Here is a 1221-nt window from a genome sequence, read left to right as displayed (position 1 = left end):
CCCTCAAGGATTGAGGGGGTGGGGAGTTCGATTCATGGGGTCAAGGGGAAGAGTTCCCCTTGTAGGTTCGGACAAAGTCCGAGGTGTTTTCTTTGCCATGCTTGCATGGCTTGGCGAAGCCAAAGAGCCTCGCAGAGCACGTCCAAATAGAATTTGGTATAACGTGCTAGACCATATGCTATGAGTCTGGCTGATCTCCATGTTATACTAGTTATTAAAAAGGGGGTTCTCGCTCATGGCTCACGTTCAAAAATACACAAAAGGAAATGTACAAGGACTTTCGATTCACTGGGATAGAAAAACAGAAAATCATTCGAATCTAGACATTGATAATGAGCGGTCGGATTTGAATTATGATTTATGTGAAAAAGAAGGAGATACACTTTCTCGAATGAATCAGCGTTTAAGTGAAGTATATGTCCTTAAGCGAAATGATGTAAAAGTATGTGCAGATTGGGTTGTTACGTTACCAGAAAATTTGAAGGGGATTTCAGAAAAAGAACAACGTGAATTCTTTGAGAAGACCTATGAGTTTTTAGCAAATCGTTATGGTGGGGAAAAGAACGTACTTTCAGCGAATGTCCATATGGATGAAACAACACCACATATGCACTTTGCTTTTATGCCTGTTGTTTGGGACGAGAAAAAGCAAAGGGAAAAGGTTTCAGCAAAAGAAGTGCTAACACGTAAAGAGTTAAAAACATTTCATCAAGATTTAGATACCTTTTTAAAACAACAAATTCCGCATATCTACAAAGAAGGCATTTTGAATGAGAAGACAATTGGTTTTGAGACAGTTAAAGAGTTGAAAAGATATGCTGAGGAAATACAAAAACAAAAAGACCAACAAAAAGCAAATGCGACTGCAGAAATGAAAGTGTTTAAAGAACCAAAACAAGTGTTGAAGAAAATCGAAGCATCAGCAAAGAAAACGATATTTGGAGATAAGGTCACATTGCCATCAAAAGACTTTGAGAAATTAAAAGAGTTATCTGTATCTAGCATGAAAGTACAATATCAAGCAGGAAAAAGAATGGATGCAGCAGCCGAAAAAATTGAAGAGCTAGAAGAGAAGTATTATAAGGCAGATCGTAGGGCAGATAATGCCGAACTTCAATTTGGTTTATTAGAAAAAGAAGTAGACCAGCTGAAGAAACATCGAACAGACGCTATTGTATATAAAAGTATCTTGCAAGATACAAACAGACAGATAGAAATTAG

At 37.5% G+C, this 1221-nt stretch carries 1 protein-coding gene and 1 pseudogene; both read left to right on the top strand.

The window, feature by feature from the left end; translation table 11 throughout:
• A pseudogene (locus ACQGS6_RS28880) lies at positions 1 to 184 on the top strand (hypothetical protein); the annotation flags it as partial.
• Positions 185 to 235: 51 nt separating this feature from the next.
• On the top strand, positions 236 to 1221 hold a 986-nt coding region (mobV, locus tag ACQGS6_RS28875; protein ID WP_426966064.1), incomplete at its 3' end, for a MobV family relaxase.

The organism is Bacillus sp. GMs2/2, from assembly GCF_050172095.1.
GTDB classification, from domain to species: Bacteria; Bacillota; Bacilli; order Bacillales; family Bacillaceae_G; genus Bacillus_A; species Bacillus_A cereus.
This window is presented reverse-complemented; position numbering and strand designations above follow the sequence as displayed.